Source organism: Caballeronia sp. PC1 (assembly GCF_021353155.1).
In the GTDB taxonomy this organism is placed as follows: domain Bacteria; phylum Pseudomonadota; class Gammaproteobacteria; order Burkholderiales; family Burkholderiaceae; genus Caballeronia; species Caballeronia cordobensis.
In genome coordinates this window covers 219,697-239,525 of sequence record NZ_JAJUBH010000002.1, presented here as the reverse complement: position 1 = coordinate 239,525, position 19,829 = coordinate 219,697, and the positions used below count along the sequence as shown (strand labels likewise).

General features: G+C 65.7%; 17 protein-coding genes. 5 read left to right on the top strand and 12 right to left on the bottom strand.

Features of this window, described 5'->3' with window-relative positions; translation table 11 throughout:
- Positions 1–13: 13 nt before the first annotated feature.
- Entirely contained in the window at positions 14–1,906 is a 1,893-nt protein-coding gene (locus tag LY284_RS16870) for a S41 family peptidase (protein ID WP_233387364.1), read from the top strand.
- Positions 1,907–1,915: 9 nt separating this feature from the next.
- Here LY284_RS16870 and LY284_RS16865 read toward each other — a convergent pair whose 3' ends face one another.
- From LY284_RS16865 to LY284_RS16835, 7 genes are all read right to left on the bottom strand, one after another.
- A complete protein-coding gene (locus tag LY284_RS16865; RefSeq protein WP_233387363.1) occupies positions 1,916–2,917 on the bottom strand; it encodes a sulfate ABC transporter substrate-binding protein in 1,002 nt (333 codons plus the stop codon).
- 89 nt (positions 2,918–3,006) lie between these two features.
- Positions 3,007–3,615: an alpha/beta hydrolase gene (locus LY284_RS16860; protein WP_014250471.1), complete on the bottom strand. Its 609-nt coding sequence runs from the start codon at positions 3,613–3,615 to the stop codon at positions 3,007–3,009.
- 135 nt (positions 3,616–3,750) lie between these two features.
- The gene (locus LY284_RS16855; protein WP_233387362.1) at positions 3,751–5,547 is read right to left on the bottom strand and encodes an ATP-dependent DNA helicase RecQ; all 1,797 of its coding nucleotides are present in this window, start codon (positions 5,545–5,547) and stop codon (positions 3,751–3,753) included.
- 87 nt (positions 5,548–5,634) lie between these two features.
- Positions 5,635–5,967, bottom strand: a complete 333-nt coding sequence (locus LY284_RS16850; protein WP_233387361.1) for a zinc ribbon domain-containing protein — start codon at positions 5,965–5,967, stop codon at positions 5,635–5,637.
- Between the two features lie 65 nt (positions 5,968–6,032).
- The gene (fmdA, locus tag LY284_RS16845; RefSeq protein ID WP_014250468.1) at positions 6,033–7,265 is read right to left on the bottom strand and encodes a formamidase; all 1,233 of its coding nucleotides are present in this window, start codon (positions 7,263–7,265) and stop codon (positions 6,033–6,035) included.
- A 61-nt stretch (positions 7,266–7,326) separates the two neighbouring features.
- The gene (locus LY284_RS16840; protein ID WP_233387360.1) at positions 7,327–7,839 is read right to left on the bottom strand and encodes an AmiS/UreI family transporter; all 513 of its coding nucleotides are present in this window, start codon (positions 7,837–7,839) and stop codon (positions 7,327–7,329) included.
- Positions 7,840–8,004: 165 nt separating this feature from the next.
- The gene (locus LY284_RS16835; RefSeq protein WP_233387359.1) at positions 8,005–9,153 is read right to left on the bottom strand and encodes a helix-turn-helix transcriptional regulator; all 1,149 of its coding nucleotides are present in this window, start codon (positions 9,151–9,153) and stop codon (positions 8,005–8,007) included.
- Positions 9,154–9,360: 207 nt separating this feature from the next.
- On the opposite strand from LY284_RS16835, the gene LY284_RS16830 reads away from it, so the two are divergent.
- Both LY284_RS16830 and LY284_RS16825 read left to right on the top strand, forming a co-directional pair.
- A complete protein-coding gene (locus LY284_RS16830; protein ID WP_233387358.1) occupies positions 9,361–12,102 on the top strand; it encodes an ATP-binding protein in 2,742 nt (913 codons plus the stop codon).
- Entirely contained in the window at positions 12,099–13,364 is a 1,266-nt protein-coding gene (locus LY284_RS16825) for an EAL domain-containing protein (protein ID WP_233387357.1), read from the top strand. The genes LY284_RS16830 and LY284_RS16825 overlap by 4 nt, the downstream gene beginning before the upstream one ends.
- A 1-nt stretch (position 13,365) precedes the next feature.
- Here LY284_RS16825 and LY284_RS16820 read toward each other — a convergent pair whose 3' ends face one another.
- A complete protein-coding gene (locus tag LY284_RS16820) occupies positions 13,366–14,097 on the bottom strand; it encodes an MBL fold metallo-hydrolase (protein WP_014250463.1) in 732 nt (243 codons plus the stop codon).
- Positions 14,098–14,295: 198 nt separating this feature from the next.
- Here LY284_RS16820 and LY284_RS16815 point away from each other — a divergent pair, with 198 nt between their 5' ends.
- The gene (locus LY284_RS16815) at positions 14,296–15,753 is read left to right on the top strand and encodes a sugar porter family MFS transporter (protein ID WP_233387356.1); all 1,458 of its coding nucleotides are present in this window, start codon (positions 14,296–14,298) and stop codon (positions 15,751–15,753) included.
- A 97-nt stretch (positions 15,754–15,850) separates the two neighbouring features.
- Positions 15,851–16,738, top strand: a complete 888-nt coding sequence (locus LY284_RS16810) for a PTS sugar transporter subunit IIA (protein ID WP_233387355.1) — start codon at positions 15,851–15,853, stop codon at positions 16,736–16,738.
- A gap of 12 nt (positions 16,739–16,750) precedes the next feature.
- Here the strand turns inward: LY284_RS16810 and LY284_RS16805 are convergent, their stop codons facing one another.
- From LY284_RS16805 to LY284_RS16790, 4 genes are all read right to left on the bottom strand, one after another.
- A complete protein-coding gene (locus LY284_RS16805; RefSeq protein WP_233387354.1) occupies positions 16,751–17,497 on the bottom strand; it encodes an SDR family NAD(P)-dependent oxidoreductase in 747 nt (248 codons plus the stop codon).
- A gap of 4 nt (positions 17,498–17,501) precedes the next feature.
- Positions 17,502–17,864, bottom strand: coding sequence for a hypothetical protein (locus LY284_RS16800; protein ID WP_233387353.1), 363 nt, complete (start codon positions 17,862–17,864; stop codon positions 17,502–17,504).
- 43 nt (positions 17,865–17,907) lie between these two features.
- A complete protein-coding gene (locus LY284_RS16795; protein ID WP_014250458.1) occupies positions 17,908–18,240 on the bottom strand; it encodes a cupin domain-containing protein in 333 nt (110 codons plus the stop codon).
- A gap of 97 nt (positions 18,241–18,337) precedes the next feature.
- Entirely contained in the window at positions 18,338–19,714 is a 1,377-nt protein-coding gene (locus LY284_RS16790) for an MFS transporter (RefSeq protein ID WP_233387352.1), read from the bottom strand.
- Positions 19,715–19,829 lie beyond the last annotated feature (115 nt).

Here is a 19,829-nt window from a genome sequence, read left to right as displayed (position 1 = left end):
TCGCGAGCGGATCATGGCCACCAGGACACCTTCCTTACTTCAGTCGCAAACGGGCGTGCTGCTCGCCGAACGCGCCGGCCTGCTGAAGGCGCCACACACCAGACTGCCCGCCGCCGCCCGCGATCAGCTCGACGCGGCCGAGCGCGAAGTCGTCGTCGATGCGCTGCTGACCGCCATCGGCGGGGCGTACTGTCATCTGCATCAGAAGCGCGCGGGCTACGCGAACGATCCCGTGCAGGCGCTCGAACTGCTGCGCACCCACGCCGCCGACATGAGCGAAGCCGAGTTCCATATGATCGTGACGGGCATCGTCGTCGATCTGCGCGATGCGCACACGCTCTATGCCGGACCAGCGTCGCTCGCGGGCGCGGTGGCGCAGCTTCCGTTTCTCGTCGAGCAATACGGTTCGACGGACACGCCCTCGTTTCTCGTCACGAAAGTGGCCCACGGCAAGCTCATCAAAGACGCCGCGTTCAGGCCCGGCGTGCTGCTCGATACCTGGAACGGCATGCCGTTCGAGCGCGCGGTGGCCCTTCATGCCGACCGCGAAACCGGCGGACGTCCCGACGCGCGCCTTGCCCGCGCGCTCGAATCGCTGACGTTCCGCTCGCTGCAATACGGCCCGCCGCCCGATGAACTGTGGGTCGACATCGGCTTTCGCGACGGTCCGGGCAAGGCGCGGCGCGAAGTGCGCATCCCGTGGCGCATCGTGTGGCCGGGCCGGCCCGCGACCGGCGTGCGGCCCGGCGCGCACGCCGCGCTGCGCGTCGCGATGAGTCCGGCCGCGGAACAGGTCCGGCGCGCCAAGAAGCTGATGTTCTCCGGCAAGGAATGGCACGCCGAAAACCTGCGCGCGGAAATGGCGCGCGACGCGGGCTGGATCAAGACGCGCTTTCCCGATGCGCTTTCCGCGAGAACGTATGCGACCAAAACGCTCGGCGAGGTCGGCTACGTGCGCATCTGGACCTTCGATGTCGGCGATCACGAAGCCTTCGTCGATGAAGTCGTGCGCCTCGTGGAACGCTTGCCGGACCGGGGTCTCATCGTCGATGTGCGCGGCAATCCCGGCGGCCTCATCTGGGCGGCGGAGCGCCTCTTGCAGGTCTTCACGCCGAACAAGGTCACGCCGACGCGCTTCAGTCTCGTCGCGACGCCGCTCACGCGCGCCATGGCGAAGAGCGCGTTCAACCGCATGGAACTGGAGCCGTGGATCGCGTCGCTCGAATCCGCGATCTCGACCGGCGAGGCGTATTCGCAGGCGCTGCCGATCACCGATCCGTCGTGGTGCGACGATATCGGCCAGCGCTACGGCGGTCCGGTCGTGTGCGTCGCCGACGCCAACACGTATTCGTCGGGCGATCTCTTTTGCGCGGGCTTCGTCGACAACGAAATCGGCGCGCTCGTGTGCGTGGGCCAGGCGACCGGCGCGGGCGGCGCGAACGTGTGGACGAGCCACGATCTGACCGATGCGCTCGACGGCACCGACTTCGCGCTGCCGCGCCTGCCCGACGGCGTGAGCTTCACCATGGCGTTTCGCCGCGCGGTGCGCTCCGGCGGCGCGGCCGGCGTGCCGATCGAAGACCTGGGCATCGGCGGCATTCCGTATGCGATGACCCGGCGCGACGTGCTCGACGGCAATGCCGATCTCATCGACTGGTGCGCGCAGTTGCTCTCCGGCGCGCCGTATTCGAGCCTGCGCGTGACGCTCGGCAAGTCCGACGTGACGATCACGACGGCCGGTCTCGACGAGCTCGAACTCTATGTGGACGGCAGGCCCGCCGAAGCGGCGCGCGCCATCGCGGACGGCACGCTTAAACTGCCGCGCCCGGTGGCGGGCGCCATGCTCGAAGTCGTGTGCCGCAAGTCCGGCTTCGTGGCGCAGCGCCGCCGCGTCGCGCTCGCCTGACGAACGGCGTCAGTTCTTGTCGGCGACGACCTGATCGAACGTGCCGCCATCGGCGAAATGCGTCTTTTGCGCCTGCTGCCAGCTACCGAACATCTGTTCGACGGTGAATGTTTTCAGCGGCTTGAACTCGCTCGCATGTTTCGCAAGCACATCGGCATTGCGCGGACGCAGATGATGCTTCGCGATGATCTCCTGCGCGGCGGGCGTGTACAGGAAGTCGAGATACGCCTGCGCCTCTTTGCGCGTACCGCGCTTGTCCACGACCTTGTCGACGATCGACACCGGCGGCTCGGCCAGCAGGCTCACCGACGGATACACCGCGTCGAAGTCCTTGGCGCTCGCGCCCGCGCTCATCAGGCCGACTTCGTTCTCGAACGTGACGAGCACGTCGCCGATGCCGCGCTGCGTGAAGGTCGTCGTCGCGCCGCGGCCGCCCGTATCGAGCACCGGCACGTTCTTGAAGATCGCTTTCTCGAAGTCCTGCGCCTGCGCGTCGCTCGCGCCCTGCTGCTTCTTGTAGCCCCATGCGGCGAGATACGCATAGCGCCCGTTGCCCGATGTCTTCGGATTCGCGATCACCACCTGCACGCCGGGGCGCGCCAGGTCGTTCCAGTCCTTGATGTTCTTCGGATTGCCCTTGTGCACGAGAAAGACCATCGTGGTCGTGTAGGGCGCGCTCGCGTCGGGCAGACGGCTGCGCCAGTTCGCGGGCACGAGCTGGCCGCGTTCGGCGAGCAGGTCGATGTCGTTAGGCTGGTTCATCGTCACGACATCCGCCTGCAGGCCTTGCGTGACCGACAAGGCCTGCGCGCTCGATGCGCCATGCGATTGCCGCACCGCGACCGTCTCGCCCGTTTTCCTGGCGTAGTCCGCGACGAAGGCCGCGTCGATATCCTTGTAGAGCTCGCGCGTCACGTCGTAGGACACGTTGAGCAGCGACGTCTCAGCATGCGCGATGCTCGCCGATGCCGATGCGATGCAGAGCGCGACCGCGATAACCAGCTTCTTCATTTCTTCTCCGTAGACAGGGTTTCGATCCGCACAACACACAAAGGCCGCCCGAGGGCGGCCATGCCATTCAATTTTCCCCGAAAGCAGGGCTAAGCGTAAGCGCGTCGCGCCTCCTCTTCGTATTCGGGCGATGCACGGCGCGCGAGCGTCTCGATGAAATGCTTCGCGAGCGGCCACGGCCCGAAGCCCGCCGCCGTGTTGATATGACCCGCCTTGCCGAGATTCACGAACGCACTGTTCCAGCGCTGCGCGAGCGTGCGCGCTTCGTCGAGCGGCATCCACGGATCGGTCTCGCTGCCGACGACGAGCGACAGCGTATCGAGCCTGCGCGCGCTGAATGCGCCGGCGAAACGGAACTTCGCGGGGCTCGCGGGCGCGACGAACAGTACGCCCTTCACCTTCGAAGCCTGCGCGTGATTCGCGTCCGGCTGCCCGAGCGCATGCGCGGTCGCGAGGCAGCCGAAGCTATGCGCCGCGATCACGACGGGACCCTCGACGCTCGCGAGCACATCGCGCACGGCGTCGCTCCAGATGGCGAGATTGGGCGTGTCCCAGTCGCGCTGGCCGACACGCCGCGCGCCCGGCACCTCGGTTTCGAGCCAGCTCTGCCAGTGCGCCGCCTCGCTGCCATGCAGGCCGGGCACGGTCACGAGCGTGACCGACGACAACGACGACACCTCCACGCTGCGCTCATTCATCTTCGTTCCTCGCCGTCACTCGAATGGGTCAGGCTCCATTCTCGATGAACGCGCGATGGCCGCTAACCAATATTTCGTCATTTGTTTATGGGTATGGAAGTCGCAATGGGCGGCGACCGTGCCCATCAGCGCCCATCAGCGCCCGGCGCGCTTCACATAGCGCGCGATGAAGGTGCGCGTTTCATCATCGGCAAAGCGCACGACGACGCGATCGGCGCTGACCATTTCGACGACGCCTTCGCCATAGCGCCGCACGCGCACGCGATCGCCCTGCGCGAACGCCGGCACACGGCTTTCCGGCGACGATTGTTCTTTCTCGCGCATTTCACGCATCTCGCGCGGGCTCTCGATCACTTGCGGCGGATGCACGCAGTTGTCGCATGCGCCGCAGGTTGCGCCGCCGAGTTCGTCGTCGGGGGCGCGGTAGTCGACATCGCTTGCGCAAAGCGGCGCCGATGCGCGTGCGCCGTTCATGTCGTCGGCGAAATAGTCGAGCAGCATGCGCCAGCGGCATTGCGCGCTCTGCGCATAGCCGATCATGCGTTCGAGCACCGCACGGTCTCGCTCGGCCCGCTCCGCATAAAGGCGCGATGCATCGTCGAGCTTCGCAAGCGGCGCATCGTCGCCGACGAGCTTCATGCCGCCGCGCCGCGTGCGCCGCGTCATGCCGATATCGTTGAGCAGCGTCGCCGCGACGCGCAGCTTGTTCGCGCCCACGTTCGGCAAGGCTTCGCGCAACCGCGCGAGCGGCTGCGCCAGCGTGCGGCCGCTGTCTTCCATCGCCAGCTCGCGCACTTTCTCCGCGACGCGCGCGATCGTCTCCGCGCTCGGATAACGCCCGCTCATGAAAAACTGCTGCACCTGCCTGTCCTTCATGTCGAAAAGCAGCGTGCAGCGCGCGGGCTCGCCATCGCGCCCGGCGCGGCCCGCTTCCTGATAGTACGCATCGAGACTGCCCGGCATCTGCGCATGAACGACGAAGCGGATATCGGGCTTGTCGATGCCCATGCCGAACGCATTGGTCGCGACCATCACGCGCGCGCGATCCGCCATGAAGGCATCCTGCGCGTCCGAGCGCGCGCCCGATGACAACTTCCCGTGATAGCGCTCGGCCGCAACGCCCGCATCGACGAGTGCGGCATGCAGCGCCTCGCATTCCGCGACGGTCGCGCAATACACGATGCCGCTGCCCGCTTCCTGCGTCGCGAGTTCGATCGCGCGCTTGCGCCTGTCTTCGGGATTGGTCAATTGCTCGACGTTGAAATGCAGATTGTCGCGATACACGCCCGTGTGAATGACATGCGGATGCCGCATCTGCAACTCCCGCACGATATCGACGATGACGGCGGGCGTCGCGGTCGCGGTGAGCGCAAGCACGGGCGGACGGCCGAGCATTTTGATCGCGTGGATCAGCTCGACATACGCGGGCCGGAAATCATGGCCCCATTGCGAAATGCAGTGGGCCTCGTCGATGACGGCGAGCGCGATCGGCGGCATGTCCTTCGCGGTGAGCTCGGCGCCGAAGTCGGCATCGACGAGCCGCTCGGGCGTGACGAAGAGCATGCGGATCTCATGACGCGCGAGCGCCTGCATGGCCTCGCGCGCTTCGCTCGCCGAGAGCGCGCTGTTGAGCACGGCAGTCGCGATGCCCGCTTCGGTCAGTTTCGTCGCCTGATCGCGCATCAGCGAAATGAGCGGCGACACGATGATCGTCATGCCGTCGAACTGCAGCGCGGGCAACTGATAGCACAGCGACTTGCCCGCGCCCGTCGGCATCACGGCGAGCGTGTCGTGGCCGTCGAGCACGCTGCGGATCACGTCTTCCTGTCCGGGGCGCAGATGCGGAAAGCCGAAGACCTTGCGCAGCGCTGTTTCGAGATCGTGATCGCGCGGCTTGCGCGATCGTGCGTGGAGGGCGTGAGTGTCGTTCATGCGTGCCGGAAGCGAATCGTCTGCCGGTCACACAGCGCGACCGATTCGCCAACGGCACGAGCAAACGCCGTTCCATGCGCGGCGCGTCTAGTGGCTGATCATCCAGGGCCGGCCGCCGGGCGATTTCATCGACGGCCGTGTCTGATCGGTCGCGGCAGGCCTTGGCTTGCAACAGGCGCATCCCGGTCCGTGACGGTATCCGAGACTCTTAGAACTCGTGGGCGCGTGCGCGCTGCGCTCGTTCGTCGCGTAAGCGTCGCGGCGGGATTGCGGCATCAGGGAAAGCATCGCGGAGCCCGTGATCGCGCGCGCGGTTTGCACGCCGCATTCTGGGCATAGGTGCGGCAGATCGCGATCCGCGATGCTGCGCATCACGTCGAAGCTGCCGCACGCTGCGCATTCGTATTGATAGATCGGCATTGCATTCGCATCCGAAAGCGTCGGGCGCGATGCGCTCAGCGCATCGCGCCCTTCGGTTGGCGGGATCAGGCCTTGTCTTGCGAGAGCGGAATATCGACGCCGCCCTTCACCGCCTTCACCGGACCATCGGCGTTGGGGCGAATATCGAAGTCGAAGATCTGCGTGGGCAGCCACAAGGTCGCGCATGCGTTCGGAATATCGACGACGCCGCTGATATGCCCCTGCACCGGCGCCGTGCCGAGAATCGAATACGCCTGCGCGCGCGTGTAGCCGAACTTCGTCAGATATTCGATCGCGTTCAGGCACGCCTGACGGTACGCGATATGCACGTCGAGATAGTGCTGCTTGCCCGCTTCATCGACGGAAATGCCTTCGAAAATGAGGTAATCGTCGTAACGCGGCGTGATCGGGCTCGGCTTGAAGATCGGATTCTTGATGCCGTATTTCGCCATGCCGTCCTTGATGACGTTCACGCGCATATGCACCCAGCCCGCCATTTCGATCGCGCCGCAGAAGGTGATTTCGCCGTCGCCCTGACTGAAGTGCAGGTCGCCGACAGACAGCCCCGCGCCGTCCACGTACACCGGGAAGAAAATCTTCGAGCCGCGCGACAGGTCCTTGATGTCGCAATTGCCGCCATGCTCGCGCGGCGGCACCGTGCGCGCGCCTTCGGCGGCGGCTTTCTCGCGCGTGTCGCCGGTCATCTTGCCCATGTGCGCGGTCGCGGCGAACGGCGGGTTCGCGAGCGGCGGCACGCGATCGGGCTGCGTCGCGATGAAATCGACTTCACGCTGATTCCATGTCGCGAGCAGCTTCGGATCGGGCAGGCAGCCGATCAGCCCCGGATGAATCAGCCCGGCGAACGACACCTGCGGAACGTGGCGCGAGGTCGTATACAGCCCGTGGAAATCCCAGATGGATTTCTGCGCGAGCGGGAAGTGATCGGTCAGAAAGCCGCCGCCGTTCTTCTTCGAGAAGAAGCCGTTGAAGCCCCACTGGCTTTCCTGCTTCGCGCCGATATCGAGCAGGTCCACGACGAGCAGATCGCCGGGTGCCGCGCCATGCACGCCGATCGGCCCCGAAAGGAAGTGGACGATCGACAGATCGATGTCGCGCACATCGTCCGCGGAATCGTTGTTCTTGATGAAGCCGCCCGTCCAGTCGTAGGTTTCGAGCACGAAGTCGTCGCCGGGCTTGACCCACGCGGCCATCGGAATGTCGGGGTGCCAGCGGTTATGCACCTGCTCGTTGTCGAATGCGGACTGATTCAGGTCGACCTTGATGAGCGTTTCAGCCATGACGAATGTCTCCTTGTCGGATCAGGCCGGCACTCGCGCCGGCATAGGACAGCACTTCGATTCAGCTCAGCGTGCCGTTGAGCAAGAGGTAGCCGGGAAGCCAGCCGGTCACGATGCCCGCGATGACGGTGACGGCCCCCGTCAGCTTCACGATGGGACGCTGCAGCGCGAGCAGCACGAAAAACAGGAACCACAGGAACGCCCAGCCGAACCAGCACAGCGCGAACCAGACGGACCATGTGGAGTCCGCATGCGCGATCGAGTCGATGCCGACGGGAATTATCGTGATCGCGACGAACAGGCTGAACCAGCCGAGCCCGCGGCCATCCGCGCCGTTATAGCGATTGATCGCCACCCAGAAGTACGTGAACGTGAAGAGCAAGGTGAGCGCGGCCGCCTTGATCGACGCGGCGTCCGCTCCCGAGCCGAACGCGAGCTTGAGCGATGCGAGCAGGGTCACGCCGCCCGCGAAGACGTTGATGACCCATATCTCCCGATCGCCGATTCTGCCCAGCAGCCAGAGCCCGTTCAGAAACAGGACCGCGCCGACATAAAGCAAGCACAAACCCAGCATGGTGATCTCCTCGGCGCGCACTGGCGCAAGGTTCGTGGTCTGGAATACGAACCATGATAGGGATGCGCGATCACGCGCGAATCCCCCAGCGCGAGGATTTTGATTCGCCTTGCCGGGTGAGGCCGTCTCACCCGAATGGGTGAGGAGTACGAGGAGTGGAGGAGATCAGATCGCGACGCAGATGCGCCCGTGCAGATGCACGAGCTCCATCTGGCTATGCGTGTCGGTCTTCTGGAAGATCTGCTTGAGATGACTGCGCGCGGTGTTCTCGGAAACGTGCAAGGCACGCGCCGCGCTCGCGATGGAATGCCCCGTCACGATGAGCGAACTCATGCGCGCCTGCGCCGGGCTCAGGCCGAATTGCCGCACGAACGCGCAATCGGCGTGATCGTCTTCGGAAGGCGCGTTGAGCGCCGTGACGATGGCGAGGCGGCGCGTCTCGCCAAACTCCGCGCTGAACACCGAGCCCGCCGCGCGTATCGATATCACGCTCGGCTGCGATTGCCCCGGCGCGGAGAGCGACAAGACCTGCGCGGCGCGTTCGTCGGCCTCGGCCGATGCATGCGTGGCGCGGGCGATGGCCTCCTGCAACACGCGATCGTCCGCGCTCGCGGCCGCGACGATGCGCCCTTCTTCGATACGCAGCCCCGCCACCGGTTCGCACGCGCCCGGCGCGCCGTCGCTGCCGAACACCATGCGCGCGTCCGAATCGACGAGCATCGCCGCGCGCGCATGCGTGTTCACGATGCGCCTGAGCGCACGATTCATGTCGTCTGTTTCGCGCAGGCGCCAGCGCAGATCGAGCGCAAGCGTCAGATGCGGCAGCAGCGCGGCGAATGCGCTGCGCTCGCGCGGGCCGAAGCGCGGTTCGTCGGGGCCGCGATGCAGGTCGAGGTAATAGACGAGCGTGTTGCGCCGCGCAATCACGCCGCACAGCCGGTGATAGAGACCATGCGGCAGCAAGAGACCGCGGTAGAAGTCCGTCTTGACGAGCTCGCGATTGCTGAGCAGTTCATCGCCGGCCATCACGCGGCCTTCGCGATAGGCATCGCTCGACAGAAACCACGGATTGCGCGATGCGTAATCGGACAGCGCGGCGCTCAGACGCGGGTCGCGCGGCGCGGAATAGAGCGCGACGCCTTGACGCGTGGCAAAGCTGTGACGCGCAAGCGCGGCCCAGCGCACGCGGAATCGCTCGCGGATTTGCGCGAGCACGTTGCACCAGGCGTCGTCGGAATCGCCTGCCGCATGAACACGATAAACAAGGTCGTCGCTGGCGACAGGTGCCACGGCGCTCGCAAAAAGCGGCGTCATGTCTGCTCCAAGGCGAAAGATGAGGCGTCGGGAAAAGATGCGCAACGAAGTCCGCTTGCCAGTGTTCGCAGATGCGCACGCACGGTCAATCGGCACAAACCCGCTGCGCGCCGTGCGCGAAGCACTCGCCACAATATTGCGGCAATGCAGCTTTGAGCGAATAATCGGATCGTCCAATCGAATGCTGGCAGACTCGCGGCCACCGTCATGCGAATCAAACGCGACTATCAATCCTGGGTGGCCAACGAAACACTCGAAGATTACGCGTTGCGTTACGCGGCCAGTTCTTATCGGCGCTGGTCGCCCGCGACGCTCGCCAACACCGCCATCGGCGGCATCTCGTTTCTTGCGCTCGAAGCCATCGGCGCGAGCATCACGTTGAGCTTCGGCTTTCATAACGCGTTTCCCGCGATTCTCGTCGTGTGCGCGCTGATCTTTCTCGTGAGCGTGCCGATCGCGTATTACTCGAGCGAGGCCAATGTCGATATCGATCTGCTCACGCGCGGCGCGGGCTTCGGCTATGTCGGCTCGACGATCACTTCGCTGATTTACGCATCGTTCACGTTCATCTTCTTCGCGCTCGAAGCCGCGATACTCGCGCAGGCTCTGGAGCTTGCGGCGGGCATCAATATCGTCATCGGTTATCTGCTGTCGTCGCTGCTGATCATTCCGCTCGTGTTCTTCGGCGTCACGCTCATCAACAAGCTGCAGCGCTGGACCCAGCCCTTGTGGGCCGTTTTGCTCGTCGCGCCGTTCTTCTTCATTCTTTGGCAGGATCCGGACGTGCTGCGGCGCTGGGCCGCGTTTCCCGGTCTCGGCGCAACCGCCGAAGCGCGCGGCGGCGGCATCGACGTCCTGCTGTTCGGCGCGGCGGCGGGCGTGCTGTTTTCGCTGATGGGGCAAATCGGCGAGCAGGTCGATTATCTGCGCTTCCTGCCGGACCGCACCGCGCGCAATCGCGTCTCATGGTGGACCGCGATGCTCGCGGCCGGCCCCGGATGGATCGTCGTGGGCGGCCTCAAGCTGCTCGCGGGGAGTTTGCTCGCCGTGCTCGCCTTGCAGGATGGCCTGCCCGCCGTCGATGCCGTCGTGCCCGTGCACATGTACGTCACCGCCTATCGCCATGTGTTCGAAAGCCCCGCGCTGGCGCTCGCGGTCGCGACCGTGTTCGTCGTCATCTCGCAGGTGAAGATCAACGTGACCAATGCCTATGCGGGCTCGCTCGCGTGGTCGAACGTGTTCGCGCGGCTCACGCACTATCATCCGGGGCGGGTCGTGTGGCTCGTGTTCAACGTGATGATCGCGCTTCTGCTCACGCTGCTCGGCATCTTCAAGACGCTCGAAACCGTGCTGTCGGTGTATTCGAATCTCGTCATCGCATGGCTCGGCGCGCTGGTCGCGGATCTCGTGGTGCTCAAGCCGCTCGGCGTCAGTCCGAAGCGCATCGAATTCAAGCGCGCGCATCTGTATCAGGTGAATCCGGTCGGTTGCGGCGCGATGCTGATCGCATCGGTCGTCTCGACGTGCGCGTTCGCGGGATTGTTCGGCGATGTCGCGCGCGCCTATTCCGCGTTCATCGCACTGTTTCTCGCGTTCGTGAGCGCGATCGCGATCGCTTACGCGACAGGCGGCCGCTACTACATCGCGCGCGCCGACGAGCATCATGCGACGGTGCCGCGCACGCAGCTCGTGCGCTGCTGCATCTGCGAACGCGACTACGAAGCCGCCGACATGGCGTGGTGCCCGTTCAATCAAGGTTCGATCTGCTCGCTATGCTGCGGTCTCGACAATCATTGCCGCGACCGCTGCAAGATGCCGGCCGCATCGCATGCGGACGAGTTCGCGCAGCCGCCCGGGCCCAGCACGCTCGCGCCGCATTTCGGGCGGCGCATCGGGCGTTTCTTCGGCTTGTTCGTCATCGCATCGACGGCGACGGGCGCGGTGTTTCTGCTGTCGTACCGCCTGATCGAAATCGCGGACGTGATGGCGCGCGCCCAGATCGGCGACGTGCTGCTGCACACGTACGCGGCCACCCTGCCCTTGCTCGCGTTCGGCGCATGGTGGATCGTGCTCTCGCAGGAAAGCCGCGAACTGACGCAAGCGGACCTGCTCCAGTCGCTGCACAACCTCGAAGCGACGCGCAAGGAACTCGTCGAATCGGAGCGCATGGCCTCGCTCGGCGGACTTGTCGCGGGCGTCGCGCACGAGATCAACACGCCGGTGGGCATTGTCGTGAGCGCGGCGTCGTATCTGCGCGACCGGACCGAATCCATCAGCGAGAGTCTGAAACGCCAGGATCTCACCGAAGACGCGCTCGGCAGCTATCTGCGCGATGCGGGTCAATCGACGCGGCTCATGCTGTCCAACGCCGATCGCGCCGCGCGTCTCGTGCAGAGTTTCAAGCAGGTCGCCGTCGATCAGGTCAGCGAGGCGCGGCGTCAGTTCGATCTCGGCGAATATATCCGCGAGACGGTGCTGAGCGTCGAGCCCAGGCTGCGCGGCACGCGTGTCGCGCTGCGCATCGACTGTCCGCCCGGCATTCTGATGGACTCCTTCCCCGGACCGCTCGCGCAAGTGCTGACCAATCTGATCCTCAACTCGCTCGTGCACGCGTTCGCGCCGGGCGAGGTCGGGCATATCGTGATATCGGCGCGGCGCTCGGGCGAGGCGCATGTCGTGCTCGAACACGAAGACGACGGCTGCGGCATTCCCGATGCACTGCACGAGCGCATTTTCGAGCCTTTCTTCACGACGCGGCGCGGCTCGGGCGGCAGCGGCCTCGGTCTGCATCTCGCCTATGCGCTCGCCACGCGCGCGCTTGACGGCACACTGGCGGTACGCAACGGCGCACGGGCCGGCAGCGTGTTCGTGCTCACGCTGCCGCGCGTCGCGCGCGCCCGCGACGGCGCGATCCCTGGCGTGCCGCGCGTTCAGGGAGAACGACCATGACCGCGCCTTCCTGGCTGCGCGCCGAACCGCCGCGCACGCTCACGGGGCCGCAGGCGCCGCCGTGGCACGTGCTGCTCGTCGACGACGCGCCCGAGATCCACGAAGTCACACGGCTCGTGCTCGCCGACGCCGCGTTCGCCGGCAGGCCGATCGAGCTTTCGAGCGCGCTGTCCGCCGCCGAAGCGCGCGCGTATCTGGCGGCGCATCCGGGCACCGCGCTGATCCTGCTCGATGTGGTGATGGAAGCCGACGATGCCGGTCTCGAACTCGTGCGCCATATCCGCGACACGCTAGGCGACCACGACGTGCAGATCATCCTGCGCACCGGTCAGCCCGGCATGGCGCCCGAGCGCGAGGTCATCACGCGCTACGAGATCAACGGCTACTTCCTGAAGACCGAACTGACCGCGCAGAAACTCACGTCGATCGTCGTGACCGGCTTGCGCACGTACGAGACGATCATGGCGTTGCGCCGCGCCCGCACGCTCGCGACCCTGCCCGCGATCAACGACACGGACGGGCCGATCGACCGCGAGCGCGAACGCAACCTGCGCGCCGATCTCGAAGCGGCGCTTCGCGCGGATACGTGGATCGTGCACGCGCTGCCGCAGATCGATCTCGCATCGAGTGCGCTGAAAGGCGTCGAGATGAAGCCCGTGTGGCCGACGAAAGAAGGCGCGTTGCCGCCCGAACGCATCGCCGCGCTCACCGACGATCCCGCCTTGCTGCTCTCGCTCGACGAAGCGATGCTGCGCCGCGCCTGCACGATTGCGCGCGCGTGCCGCGACAGCGGCGAAACGCCCGCGCCGCGCGTGTCGATGCCGCTTCTGTCGAAGCATTCCAGCGATGCGCAGTTGATCGCGATGGTGACGGCAGCGCTCGCCGAAGCGAAGCTGCACGGCGACGCGCTCGACCTGCAGTTCAGCGGCGTGCTGCTCGACGCGCGCCGCGAGGCCGCGCGCGCGCTGCAGGCGCTCGGCGTATCGATCACGCTCGTGGACTTCGGCCTCGAACGCATCTCGCTGCTCGATCTTCAGGCGCTGCGGCCGAATCGCATCAAGATCCATTCGAAGTTCGTGAGCGACGTCACGCATCAGCACGAGCGCGCGGTCGTCGCGCGCGCGATCGTCGCGCTTGCGCATACGCTCGGCGTCAGCGCGATCGCCGATGGCGTCTCGGATAGCGAAGACCTGCAGTTCTTCCGCTGGGAAGGCTGCGATCTCGGTCAGGGTGACGCGCTCGCGGCCGCGCGGCGCGTGTGATCTATTGATGCACGCTCTGCGCCAGCGCGCGCAAGAGGCCCGCGCCGTCGCCGCTCCACGCGCTGCCGTGCATGCAGGCGAGCGTCACCGGTTCGAGCCGGGCGAGGCGCTCGAACATCGCGTCGGCGTTGCGCGTGTGCGAGAAGTAATCCATGCTGCGCCGGAACGATTCGCTCGGCCCCAGAATGTCGGATGTCGTGAGCGGCGGCAGGCTCGCGCCGCCCTGCGTGAAGAGATCGCCGCAGAGCAGCGTGCCGGTGCGCTCTTCCATCAGAAAGCCGCATTCCCACGCGTGCGGAAGATGCGGCGTATCGAACCAGCGCACGGTATGACGGCCCAGGCTTACGGCTTGTTCGTCGGCAAGCGCGACGGGCGCGCGATCCGCGAGGTCCGTGATCGACACCATCGCCGCGATCGTGCCGCACAGCGGCGCGGCTTCGGGCGCGATGGCGAGCCACTCGTTGAGCGAGCCGCATTCGTCCGCCTCGACATGCGAAAAAGCGATATAGCGTAGCGTCGCCGGGTCCATGATGCTCGCGACCGCTTCACGCACGAGCGGAAACATCTTGCGCGGCCCGGTGTGAAATAAAAGCGGCGCGTCGTCGACGATCAGGTATTGATTGAAGGAAAAGCCGCCCGCGTCGCCGGGCAGCACGACGGGCGTACTGATGCGATACACGCTATCGGCGATTTCGGCGACGTTCGTGCCGGATTGCGAGTTCGTGGTGATCATGTGCGTGCTCCGATGGCATCAAGCCTTTGCGCGAACGCCGGATCTTCAAAACATAGTCGGAACCCCCGCGAAGAATCAAGCTTCGGGGTGCGCTCATCTCACGCTAATTCTTATCTTCGATCATGCAGGCAGCGGGACAGCCAAGCTATAAGCATCGCGTCCCGATTGGTATGAAAAAACAACCCTGGAGACATCCCGATGAGCGCTGCCGCTGAAACCCCTGTCCTCGCCCAGACGAAAGCCCGGCGTTTTGGACTCTTCGTGTGCTTCATGGCAGCGCTCGCCGGGCTGCTCTTCGGTCTCGACATCGGCGTGATTTCGGGCGCGCTGCCCTTCATCGCGAAGCACTTCGTGCTGAACGACCGCGCGCAGGAATGGATCGTCAGTTCGATGATGGTCGGCGCGGCCATCGGCGCGCTCGGCGCGGGCGCGCTCTCGTGGCGGCTCGGACGCCGCTATGCCCTCGCGCTGGCGGCGGTGCTGTTCATCGTCGGGTCGCTGTGGTCGGGATTCGCAGGCAGCCCGGAACAGTTGATCGGCGCGCGCCTGCTGCTCGGTCTCGCAGTCGGCATGGCGTCGTTCACCGCGCCGCTCTACCTTTCGGAAGTCGCGCCGCGGCAGGTGCGCGGGGCCATGATCTCCACGTATCAACTGATGATTACCGTCGGCATTCTGGCTGCCTTCTTGTCGAACATCGGGCTTTCGTATATCGCCGACTGGCGGTGGATGCTCGGCGTCATCGCCATTCCCGCCGCGTTCTTTCTCGCTGGCGTCCTCGCGCTTCCCGACAGTCCGCGCTGGTTGCTGCAACGCAACCGCGCCGCCGAAGCGCGCGCCGTGCTGCAGCGTCTCTATGGCAATCCCGCCGACGTTCAGGCCGAGCTCGATCAGGTCAATGAAGACAGCACGCGTCCCCAGCGCGGCTGGAGCCTGCTGCGCGCGAATTCGAACTTCCGCCGCTCGGTGCTGCTCGGCGTCGTGCTGCAAGTGTTTCAGCAACTGACCGGCATCAACGTCGTCATGTATTACGCGCCGCGCATCTTCGAAATGGCCGGCTTTGGCACGCATGAACAGCAGCTCTGGGCGACGGTCATCGTCGGCCTCGTCAACGTGATCGCCACCTTCGGCGCGATCGCTTTCGTCGATCGCTGGGGCCGCAAGCCGATTCTCTATGCGGGATGCGCCGTCATGGCGTTCGGCATGTGCGCCCTCGGCTTTCTCATGCATGCCGGCGTGGTGGGTCTCACGGCGCAGGTTCTGGCTGTTGCATCGCTGCTGCTCTTCATCGCGGGCTTTGCGATGTCCGCCGGGCCGCTCGTCTGGATTCTCTGCTCGGAGATTCAGCCTCAGCAGGGCCGCGACTTCGGCATCGCCGTCTCGACGCTGGTGAACTGGGTGGCGAACATGGCGGTCGCGGCCACGTTCCTGAGCCTGCTCTCGACGGTCGGCGAAGCCAATACGTTCGTGCTCTATGCGGTCCTCAACGTGGTCTTCGCCGTGGTCGTGTTCTTCTACGTGCCCGAAACGCGCGGTGTCTCGCTCGAAAAGCTCGGGCGCAATCTGATGGCCGGCAAGCGCCTGCGCGATCTCGGCAAGGACGATCTGGCGCTTTCCGCGCGCGGTCAGGCGGTCGTGAAAACGAACGAAGCGCTGTAATCAGAAACCCAATCAAGCCGCGGAAATTGTCGCGGCTTTTACGCTGTCTGCACTATGCTCAATGATGGCCGCGCAGGCGATCGAAGGGAGACGACAGGTGCACACGCTATCGGATTTCATGACCTTGCTCGGGCTGTCCAAAGCGACGCCGCGCAAGGGTCCGATGCCCGGAGGCAGCCGGCACGTCATGGTGCACGTGACCATCGACGCACAGCATGCGACACCGCTGCGCAGATCGCTCGTGCGCGACTGCGCCGGCGAGCCCTGGACGATGCGCGTGACGCCGCTGCGCGACGCGCACCGCGTCCGGCTCACGCTGATCGTGCCGAAGGCGGCCATCGGCGGGGCCATTGCGCGTCTGGCGGACCTCGTGCCTTCCGCTCAGGTCAGCAGTCCGCTCGACGTGCCCGACGCGCCTTCCGATGCGTGGCGCAATCTGATGGACCGCAGCGTTCATCGCGGCGGCGAGACGCACGAACACCCGCACGAACACCCGCATGACATCGCAACGCCGCAAGGCACGCTCGCCACGCTGTTGAGCGCGGATCACGTCCTGCTCGGCGCGGACGCCGCCAGTCGCGACGCGCTCTTCGATCTGATCGGCGGTTTTCTCGAACGGCGGCACGGTCTGTCCGCGCAGGCGGTTTCAGCGTGTCTCGCCGCGCGCGAGGCGCTCGGTTCGACGGCGTTGGGCGAAGGCGTGGCCGTGCCGCACGGACAACTCGACGAGGCCCACGAGCCGTTGGCGCTGTACGTTCGGCCGCGCACGCCGATCGCATTCTCCGCGCCCGATGGCAAGCCCGTCAGCGATGTGATCGCGCTCTTCGTGCCCGAGCGCGTAACGATGACGCATCTGCATCTGCTCGGGGAAATCGCCGAGCATTTCTGCGACCAGCGCTTTCGCGGCCTGCTTCGCGAATGCAGCGACGCCGATGCGGTATGCCGTCTCTTCGCCGCGTCTTCCGCGCATCACCTCGCGCACTGATCGACGCGCCATTCAAAACGGACTGATGCCCGACATGCCGCCGTCCACCGCGAGATCGGCGCCGGTCATGTAGCGGGACGCATCCGAGGCGAGAAAGAGAATGGCCCAGGCGATTTCCGCGGGCTCGGCCGGACGCTTCATCGGAATCACATTCGACCATTGCAGCAGTTCCGCTTCGGACATGCCGAGGCCGTCGAAGATCGGCGTTTTCGCCACGCCCGGCGAGATGCTGTTGACGCGTATGCCGGACTCGACGAACTCCGCCGCGAAGCTCTTCGCGAGCGACACCACGGCCGCTTTCGACGCGCAATACGCGGAAAAATGCTTCGTGCCCTGATTGGCCGCCAGCGACGCAACCAGAATGACCGATGCAGGCCGGGCGAGAAACGCCAGCGCCTCGCGCACGGTCACGTACACGCCGCCGACGTTGATGTCGAACACCTGAGCGAACTGCGCGAGCGATGTGTCGCGCACCGGCGTCTGCCGCGAAACGCCCGCATTGGCGACGATCACATCGACCGCGCGGCCGAAATGCGCGACCGCGGTTTCGTAGAGCCGCCGCATGTCGGCTGCGTTCGCGGCGTCCGCGACGATGGGCAGCGCGTTCGCGCCGAGCGTGTCCGCGGCGCGTTGCAGTTTCTCCGCGTCGCGCCCGCTGATGACCACACGCGCGCCCTCGGACACGAATCGTTCGGCGGTGGCGAAGCCTATGCCGCTGCCGCCGCCCGTCACGACCGCCAATGCATCCTGCAATAGCATCGCTTCACCCCCGCAAGTTGACGACCAATGCGCGGCCCGCGCGAATCGCCCGCGTCGTGTGGCCCGAGCCCTGAAGATCGCCGGCCAGGAAAACCGCGCCCGCCGCGAAACGCCGCGCGGCATCGCCGCCCTGCACGGCGACTTCGAGTTCGCCTTCGAGCATCACGACATATTGTCTCGATGGCGGGTTATGCCAGCCGAGGAAATAGTCCGCGTCGAACTCGTGCACGAGGACGCTCTCGCATGGCTGCGGCGACGACAACGACACGGCGATGCCGTTGAACGTCACGGGCGCGACGTCGAACGCCTGAATGGCCCGGAACGCCGAATGTCCGTCGCGAGTGGTGTAAGTCTCGATGCATTCCATCGTCTCTCCTTCGATGTCGGGGCGAGCGGGAAACCGGCGCGATTCAGCGTTCGTGATAGATCGCGAGCCAGACGGACGGCTCGTCGGCCTGCGTGCGCGCGACGCGATGCCGGCAGTGCGGCTCGATCAGCACGTAATCGCCGGGGCGCATCTCGTGCAGCGCCGGGCCGTCTTCGAATTCGAGCGCGGCCGCGCCCGACAGCAGCACGACCCATTCGGCGCGCGAGTCGTCGTACCAGAAGCCTTCGGGGCTCGCGTGTCCCATCGACACGATGCGCTCCACGTTCAGCCGTTGCCCCGTGACGAGCACGTCGATCCGCTCCTGCGCCTCGCGCTTCGCCTCGACGCTGAAGAGATTACCTGTCTGAAGTTGCATGATCGACAACCCTCCAGGGCCGCAAAGGCGCGCGGAACGAACCCGCCTGTTTCACTTTAGTTCATATTCGACGCCACGAAGCCACGTCCTGCATCCCTCACTCCGCCTTCGCGCCCGCCACGGACAAGCGCAGCGCATGCCGCGCGCTCGCCGCCAGCAGGGCGCACGACAGCGCGTTGAACAGGAACAGCCCGCTCGGGCCGATCAGCGTCATCAGCCCCGAAGCCAAGGTCGGGCCGGTCATGCCGCCAAGCGAAAAGAGCACCAGCAACATGGTCGATACCGCGACGCGCAAATGCGACTCCGTGCGATCCTGCACGTGCGACACGATGAGCCCGTATTGCGTGAACGTGACCGCGACATACGCCAGCGTCGCGCACCACGTGACGATGCGAAAGTCGAAGCACAACAGCACGAGGCTCAGCACCGCCGAGACCGAGGCCGTCCAGAAAACGAGACGCCGCCGGTCGATGCGGTCCGAGAGACGCCCCATCGGATACTGCGGCAAGAGTGCGCCGATGAGCGCGACGCCCATGAAGGTCGCGATGTCATGTGTCGAAAAGCCTGTGCGCTGAAGATACACCGGCATCAGCGCATAGAAGTTGCTATAGATGAAGCCGGCGAGAATGCAGCCCGGCACGCCGAGCGGGGCCAGCACCAGCATTTCCTTGAAGCTCGCGCTCCAGGATCGCGCGGGGACGCGGTCGAGGTTCGCGTCATCGACCTTGGCGGGCCAGCCTTCCATCAGCGTGACCGGAAGCACGGCCGCCGCAAAAAACGCCGCGGCGATCGAGAACTGCTGCGCCCCGGACCCCGCGCCCACATTCAGCAGAAACTGGCCGCCGCCCACCGCGAGGTAGTTGATGCCCGCGTACAGGCCAAAGACCTGGCCGCGCTTTTCGTTCTGGACCGTGCCGTTGAGCCAGCTTTCGACGGACGTGTACAACGCCATGAAAGCGACGCCCGTCAGCAGACGCACGAAGCCGAGCAGCCACGGAGACTGCACCGCGCCGAACGCGAGCGCCAGAATCGACGCGGCCGCCGAGAACGCCACGAACGTCCGGTGCTGGCCGATGCGGTCGATGAGCCGCCGGTTGACCACCGCGCCCAGAATAAAGCCCGCGTAGTAGCTCGACTGGATCAGGCCGGTGACGAAGGTCGAATAGCCCGATTCGATGATCCGGAGCGGGATCAGCGTCTGGAACAGGCCGTTGCCGGCGACAAGCAGCGCGAGGCCGAGCAGCAGCCCGGCGAGCGCGCGCATCGTGTCCGGCTCGCCCGCGCGCGCCCGATGGCCCGGATTGGCCGCCGCCGAATCCGGCCACGGCGGCGTCTTGCGCCCGAGCAGCGCCGCCTCGTTGAGCGGCCCGGTGCGCCCGACCGCCGACGGGTCGTGCTCCGCGTTCGTTCCCTCGCCTTCTTCCGCACGATGGTTCGCGCTCGTATTCGATTTCTCGTCTTCGAGATATGACATGGCACCTGTGCGTTGACTGAAGCCACCTCATGATGACAGATGCGCTGGGGGTCTGTCCGCCAGCGTGACAATCGTGGATGGTTCGGCGCGCAGAACAATGTTTCGCATGCCTTAT